At 68.6% G+C, this 6,406-nt stretch carries 6 protein-coding genes; 3 read left to right on the forward strand and 3 right to left on the reverse strand.

The window, feature by feature from the left end:
* Positions 1 to 29: 29 nt before the first annotated feature.
* Positions 30 to 299 carry a hypothetical protein gene (locus tag ACFWW9_RS45450; RefSeq protein WP_390389769.1) on the reverse strand — a complete coding sequence of 90 codons (270 nt, stop codon included), beginning with the start codon at positions 297 to 299 and terminating at the stop codon, positions 30 to 32.
* 17 nt (positions 300 to 316) lie between these two features.
* Entirely contained in the window at positions 317 to 667 is a 351-nt protein-coding gene (locus tag ACFWW9_RS45455) for a hypothetical protein (protein WP_390389771.1), read from the reverse strand.
* 279 nt (positions 668 to 946) lie between these two features.
* Here ACFWW9_RS45455 and ACFWW9_RS45460 point away from each other — a divergent pair, with 279 nt between their 5' ends.
* Positions 947 to 3,232: a sialidase family protein gene (locus ACFWW9_RS45460; RefSeq protein WP_390389773.1), complete on the forward strand. Its 2,286-nt coding sequence runs from the start codon at positions 947 to 949 to the stop codon at positions 3,230 to 3,232.
* A 9-nt stretch (positions 3,233 to 3,241) separates the two neighbouring features.
* Here ACFWW9_RS45460 and ACFWW9_RS45465 read toward each other — a convergent pair whose 3' ends face one another.
* A complete protein-coding gene (locus ACFWW9_RS45465) occupies positions 3,242 to 4,078 on the reverse strand; it encodes an SDR family NAD(P)-dependent oxidoreductase (protein WP_390389775.1) in 837 nt (278 codons plus the stop codon).
* Between the two features lie 111 nt (positions 4,079 to 4,189).
* Here ACFWW9_RS45465 and ACFWW9_RS45470 point away from each other — a divergent pair, with 111 nt between their 5' ends.
* Both ACFWW9_RS45470 and ACFWW9_RS45475 read left to right on the forward strand, forming a co-directional pair.
* Positions 4,190 to 5,023, forward strand: a complete 834-nt coding sequence (locus ACFWW9_RS45470; RefSeq protein ID WP_390389776.1) for a helix-turn-helix domain-containing protein — start codon at positions 4,190 to 4,192, stop codon at positions 5,021 to 5,023.
* Between the two features lie 298 nt (positions 5,024 to 5,321).
* Entirely contained in the window at positions 5,322 to 6,404 is a 1,083-nt protein-coding gene (locus ACFWW9_RS45475; RefSeq protein ID WP_390389777.1) for a hypothetical protein, read from the forward strand.
* The last annotated feature ends 2 nt before the right edge of the window (positions 6,405 to 6,406 follow it).

Raw genomic sequence — 6,406 nt, forward strand, 5'->3', positions numbered from 1 at the left:
CTCCACGTGGAGCGCCCGCACCCGTGGACTCAGCAGAACCAGCCGTTCTGCACCCAACCGTCCTGGTGGACGTTGCCGTAGGCGTGACCGAAAACCCAGTCACGGCTGGGCGAGTACCGGGACACGTCGAAGTTCTCGTGGAAGTACAGGGTGCCGATCACGACGCCCGCGGCGGTGGCGCGGACGTACAGGTCCTGGGCGCAGACCTGGCGAACGGCCTGCGTGGACGGATCGGCGGAGGCGGACGGGGCGAGCACGGCGGTCAGCGCCAGTGCCGTGCCCAGAGCGGCCAGCTTCACGGGGACTCCTCTGGTCGTCAGTCGAAGGCGAAGCAGCTGCGGAGCAGGAAGCCCCACTGGCTGTGGTTGTGCCACAGGACGTCCGCGGACCGGCCGTCGCCGGTGACGTACCGGACGCCGATCCACGTGCCGCGCGGCAGCACGACGATCGGATCGCGGTGCACGCCACCGGAGTAGTTGCCGAACAGCGTGGTCGAGTCGCACGTCGTGTGGGCTTCCCGCATCGGGACCCACGGGTCGCCGACCGTTCCGCTGCCACCTTGAGCGGTGATCGGGGAGCTGGGCGCGGCCATCGCGGGCGCGGCGATCGTCGACAAGGCCGCGGCGAGCAGGACGGCGGCGAGTTTCCCTCGCGCTACCAAGGACATGAGAGGTCCTTCCAGTAGGGGACGAGCAGGACTCGTGAATGATTACCAGGATCGCCGTTCAGTCCGCAATCAATTCACCCGGTCGCCCGCATACCGTTCACCGCTCGACAGCGGGCCGCGAAAATATGAGCCCGGAACACGTCGCGACCGAAGTGCCCGAACCCCTGTCGGCGATGTCGTTGTGCCGCGAACGGTCGGGTGGATACCGTTTTCCGGTCTTGCCGGTGGGCGGACGTCCCACCTGGCGCTCGACTTCGCGGAACAGGAACGGGAAACGCCATGAGCAACCGCCCGCTGCTGGCAGCGGCCATCGTGAGCGCGCTGATCGCCGCGACCGCCGCCGCGCCGAACCCGGTCGCCGAGGCGGCGACCAAGTCCGAGATCGCGGGCGCGGCACCGAACTCCCCCGGCCTCTTCCTGTCCGGGGAAGCCACGACGTACAACCCCGCCGGTGATCCGCCCACCTGGTACGCCGTCGCCGACGCGTTCGACTCCGGCACGGCCGACTCCCCCACGCGCCCGGTGCGCGCCGGGTACATCGACCACTACGACGCCGACGGGTACTCGCCCCTTGGCGCGCTGGTCTCGTCCGACGGCGGCTCCACGTTCGCCCCGTCCTCGCAGGACGGCGTCGAGGTGAGCGCGCGACTGGCCGACGGTCGGGTGGTGGCCCCGGAGTTCGTCGGGCAGACCTCGGACAGCCTGCAGCAGCGCCGCATGGTGATGCGCTACTCCACCACGGACGGCACGTCGTTCGGGTCCACGGTCACGGCGACGGTGAACGTCGCGCCGCAGACCTTCGCCGCCACCAGCGCGAACTTCTTCCCCAACGCGGTGGTCCAGGTGCCCAACGGCCCGCTGCTCATGTCCGGGTACACCAACCTGGCGACCTACGGCCCGAGCGCCCTGCTGATGGAGAGCGCCGACGCGGGCCTGTCGTGGACGCTGCGCAGCCCGATCGTGCTGGGCAACGCCACCCGCAAGTTCAGCGAGACGACCATCGCGGTGGCGTCCGACGGCGCGCTGATCTCCGTCAGCCGCTCGTCGGACTACGACAACCTGTGGAAACGCCGCTCCACCACGTTGGGCGCGACCTGGACGGCCGCCGCCGCGCCCATCCCCGAGTTCGCGCCGGACTCGGCGGGCAACCGCCCGTTCGGCCGGATCAACCCGCGGCTGGAACTGCTGCCCAACGGCATCCTCGCGCTGGTGGCCGGTCGGCCGGACAACCACGTCGCGCTGTCCTACGACGGCACCGGAACCACGTGGAACGTGAAGAAGGTGTTCTACGACAACCACTCCACGGCCGATCCGCAGAACCTCAACGAGGGCACCAGCGGCAACGCCGACCTCGCGCGGACGGAGGCGAACCGCGCCGTGCTGGTGGCGGACTCGTGCCACGCCATCACCTACCAGGGCGCGCACTACAACAAGTGCGCCTGGCACAACGCCCCGATGTCCGGTGGCACCAAGGAGTTCCAGATCAAGCACGTGCTCGCGGACATCCTGACCGCAGGCACCGGCAAGATCGACCTCGCCCGCAAGGCCACCTTGAGCGGCGACCTGGGCGCGGTGCCCGGCCACGCCAGGACCGGCGTGCGCGGGGCCGTGGACGGCAGCACCGAGCCGTGGTCCAGCGCGCTCAAGCAGAGCGACTCCGGCACCCTCGACCTCGCCTTGGACCGGCCGTACACCCTGTCGAAGATCGGGCTGAGCCTGGCGCTCGGCGGCACCCAGAGCGCGACGATCCAGACCAAGCTCAACGCGGGCGACGCCTGGCAGGACTGGCACTCCGTGACCGACCAGACCGGTCACGCCCTCAAGTACCACTCCCCCGGCACGCGGAAGGCGCAGTACGTCCGGGTGCTCACCGGCCAGGCGTCCTACTGCCCGCCCGGTGTCGCGGCGCCGTGCAGCGTGCTCAACGAGCTGGAGCTGTACAGCGACGACGTCGACTCCTTCGAGAACGACCCGATCGGCGGGACGGTCCCGCGCGGCTACTCGCTGGACTACACGGTCGACGACAACGGTGTTGGCCACCAGGGCATCTGGGTGACCCAGGACGTCGACGGCGGCGGCAGCAGCCGGGCCCTGCTGATCAACGACGACAGCACGGCCCACCTGCCCGCCATCCGGCGCTCCGACTCGTCCAGCGCGACGAAGACCCTCGAGTTCCGCTTCCACCCGCGGAAGTGGCGTGCCGGCGCGGGATCGGCGCTGTTGTTCACCGTGCTGGCGACCCCGGTCAACGGCGCCCGCAAGTCGGCGTTCCACTTCGCCGCGGGCTCGGACGGCGTGATCCGCTACTACGTCGCCGCCACGAACACCTGGACCCCGCTGACGACCGGCCAGTCATTCAACCCGTCGACGAGCGTCTGGTCGACCTTCACCGTCCACGCCACGACGACGCAGGCCACGGTGAGCGTGAACGGCACCGTGATCGGCACGGCCCCGAGGGCGGACGGCGCGACCAGCGCCCTGACCGGCCACCAGTTCTCTGCCAGCAGCACGGCACTCGCCAACGAGCAGTTCCTCATCGACGACGTCCACACCGCCAACAGCTGACCGACCACCTCACCTTTCCGCAGTGCCCTGGGCGAGGCGGGAGACGTGGTCCCACTCCTCCAGCCCGGCGAGGCGACCGGCGAACTCGGTGCGCAGCGCGTCGATGCCGCCCGTGCCGAACAGCACCCGCAGCGGCGGGTTCGGGGCGTCGACCACCGCCAGCAGCGCCGCCGAGGTCGCCGCCGGGTCGCCGGGGGTGAACCCGCTCGCACCCGCACCGGCGTAGAGGGCCGCGCGGGCGTGGGCGTAGGCCGGGTCGGACCGCACCTGCGGGGAGGCCGTGGCCAGGTCGGTGGGGAACATGATCGGCTCGATCAGCGTGACGTGGACGCCGTACGCCTCGACCTCGGCGGCCAGTGACTGGCTCATCGCCTCCAACGCCCACTTGGAGGCCTGGTAGACGCCCAGCGCCGGGTAGGCGATGAGGCCGCCGAGCGAGGAAACCTGGAGGATCCGGCCGGAACGGCGCTCGCGCATCCCCGGCAGCACGGCCCTGGTGGTCCACAGCGCGCCGAAGTAGTTGACGTCCATCTGCGCCACGGCCTGTTCGGCGCTGACCTCCTCGACCGCGCCGGTGAGCATGTGCCCGGCGTTGTTGACCAGGACGTCGACACCGCCGAACCGCTCCTCGGCGGTCGCGACCGCGGTGTCGACCGCGGCCCGGTCGGTGACATCGAGGTCGAGCAGCAGCAACCGGTCGCCGTGGCGGTCGACCAGTGGCTTGAGCACAGTCGGGTCGCGGGAGGTGGCGACGACCCGGTCGCCGTGGTCGAGGACCGCTTCGGTCCAGAGCGCGCCGAGCCCTCGGGAAGCGCCGGTGATGAACCACGTGCGAGTGGCGGACATGGGGGATTCCCTCCGTAGTCGAGTGAAACCCAGCTTCGGCCGTGGGACACGCGGTAGGCAGAGTGAGGTTGTCCCTGCCTACCGGGCCGCAACGAGGGCAGACTTTCCGTTGTGGACACCCCGCAACTCGCCCAGTTCCTCCGCGTCCGGCGGGAGGCGCTCAGTCCGGTCGACGTCGGTCTCGCCGTGGCGGGGCGGCGGCGCACGCCGGGGCTGCGCCGGGAGGAGGTGGCCGGGCTCGCGGGCATCTCGACCGACTACTACACCCGCCTCGAACAGCAGCGGGCCACGGCCACGCCGTCGGAGTCGGTGCTGCGTGCGTTGACCCGCGCGCTGCGGTTGAGCCTGGACGAGCGCGACCACCTCTACCGGTTGTCCGGACTGACCGCGCCCGACCGCCGCCGCGGCGACCGGCACGTCGCCCCGACGCTGCTGGCCGTCCTGGACCGCCTCCACGACGTGCCCGCCCAGGTAATGACCGACCTCGGCGACACGCTGGCCCAGAACCACCTCGCTCGCGCCGTGTTCGGCGACCTCACCGGCCGCCGTGGCCCCGACGCGAGCGTCATCCACCGCTGGTTCACCGATCCCGCCGCGCGCGGCGGGTTCCCGGCCGAGGACCACGCCGAGGAGTCGCGGTCCCTGGTCGCGGACCTGCGGGCCGCGGTCGGCCGCCGTGACGACGCCCCCGCCCGTGCCCTGGTCGACCGGCTGCGCCGCGACAGCGCCGAGTTCGCCGCCCTGTGGGAACTGCACGACGTCGCCGTCATGCGGCGCCGCCGCAAGCGGATCCTGCACCCCGAGGTCGGCCTGCTCGAACTGGACTGCCAGTCCCTGGTGGACGAGGACCGCACCCAGATCCTCGCCCTGTTCTCCCCGGTCGCGGGCACCCCGACCGCCGAGCGGCTCACCCTGCTCGGATTCGCGGGCGTTCCGCTCGACTGACCACCTCGCGTGGAATTCATCCCCTGACCGGCGACAACGCATAGCCTCACCACTAATTCGCGTACACCTGCCTGACGAAAAAAGGCGCTCCACCATGGTTCAACACCACCGATCGGCACGAAGTCCCGTGACGAAACTTGTGAGAATTCCTCACTTTCACTCCACCCGAAAGGGTGAGGTTCAATCCATTGTGGAGTAGTACACCCATTTCTATAGTGGATAACGGCGCGCCTCTCGCACTCGACTCGGGAAGGTTGTCCTCGTGAAATCTGCTTTAGCCATTCTGGTGTGCACGGCCATGCTCGGATCCTCCTCCTTCGCCCTCGCGGAAGAATCCGCGCCCGATTCCGGAAAGGGCGCGCGATTCGCGGCGGAGTGGAAAACCCTTCCCGCCCTGGACAGCGATTACGAGGTGGTTCAGCTCACCACTTCCAAAGCGCTCGACAACAAGATGTACCTCGACGTGGACCCCTACGTCCCCTCGCTCAATTCCGTCGTGTTCATGTCGGAGAGGGACGACGACCACGAGAACCTGTACCTCATGTCGCTCGACAACGGGAAGTTCGTGCAGCTGACCGACTCCGACCACATCGACGGCGACCACGCCAACGTCTCCCCCAAGACCGAGGAGGCGTTCTTCGTCGAGGACCGGACGTTCACCAGGGTCAGCCTGCGCGCCCCGTACGAGGAGAAGAAGATCCGCACGGTGTCGGACAAGTACGACGTCAAGGGCATCGTCGCCCTGACGTCGAACGGGAAGACGATCGTCTCGTCCCTGTACGACGAGGACGAGGACCGCTCCTCGCTCGTCACGATCGACGTGAAGACGGGTGACCTCGAAACGGTCAAGAAGATCGACGGGAAAGTCGACCACGTGCTGATCAACCCGGTGTACGGCGACACGCTCCTCTACCACGTGCTCGACGAGGACCAGATCGGCCTCGTCGACATCGGGACCAAGAAGAACACCCTCCTGACCGATTCGAACGACCACGGCGTGCACCCGTTCTGGCAGGCCAACGGCCGGGACGCCGCTTTCGCGCAGCGGGTGCAGGGTGACACACCGGAACAGGTCGTGACCTACAACATCCGCAAGGAGAAATTCTTCAGCTACGACATCCGCGAGTACAGCAACCACTTCGCCATGAACCCGGCCCAGACGATCATCGAAGGGGACGGCGGCAAAGAAACGCAGTACATCTTCTACTACTACATCAAGCCGGGCACGAACAAGGTCGACACCGTGAAGATGTTCAAGCACCGAAGCACGTCCGAAACGGAATCGGTGCACCCGCACGCCGCGTTCATCAACGACACGGACCTCATTTTCAACAGCGACGCGGACGGCAACGGCAACGTCTACCTGCTCAGGGAGAAATAACC

This window comes from Umezawaea sp. NPDC059074 (assembly GCF_042738955.1).
GTDB lineage: Bacteria > Actinomycetota > Actinomycetes > Mycobacteriales > Pseudonocardiaceae > Umezawaea.

Bases quoted from the DNA above. Each gene is read 5' to 3' on its own strand.
- ACFWW9_RS45455 (WP_390389771.1), bottom strand. From the start codon at position 667: ATGTCCTTGGTAGCGCGAGGGAAACTCGCCGCCGTCCTGCTCGCCGCG.
- ACFWW9_RS45460 (WP_390389773.1), top strand. From the start codon at position 947: ATGAGCAACCGCCCGCTGCTGGCAGCGGCCATCGTGAGCGCGCTGATC.
- ACFWW9_RS45465 (WP_390389775.1), bottom strand. From the start codon at position 4,078: ATGTCCGCCACTCGCACGTGGTTCATCACCGGCGCTTCCCGAGGGCTC.
- ACFWW9_RS45475 (WP_390389777.1), top strand. From the start codon at position 5,322: ATGCTCGGATCCTCCTCCTTCGCCCTCGCGGAAGAATCCGCGCCCGAT.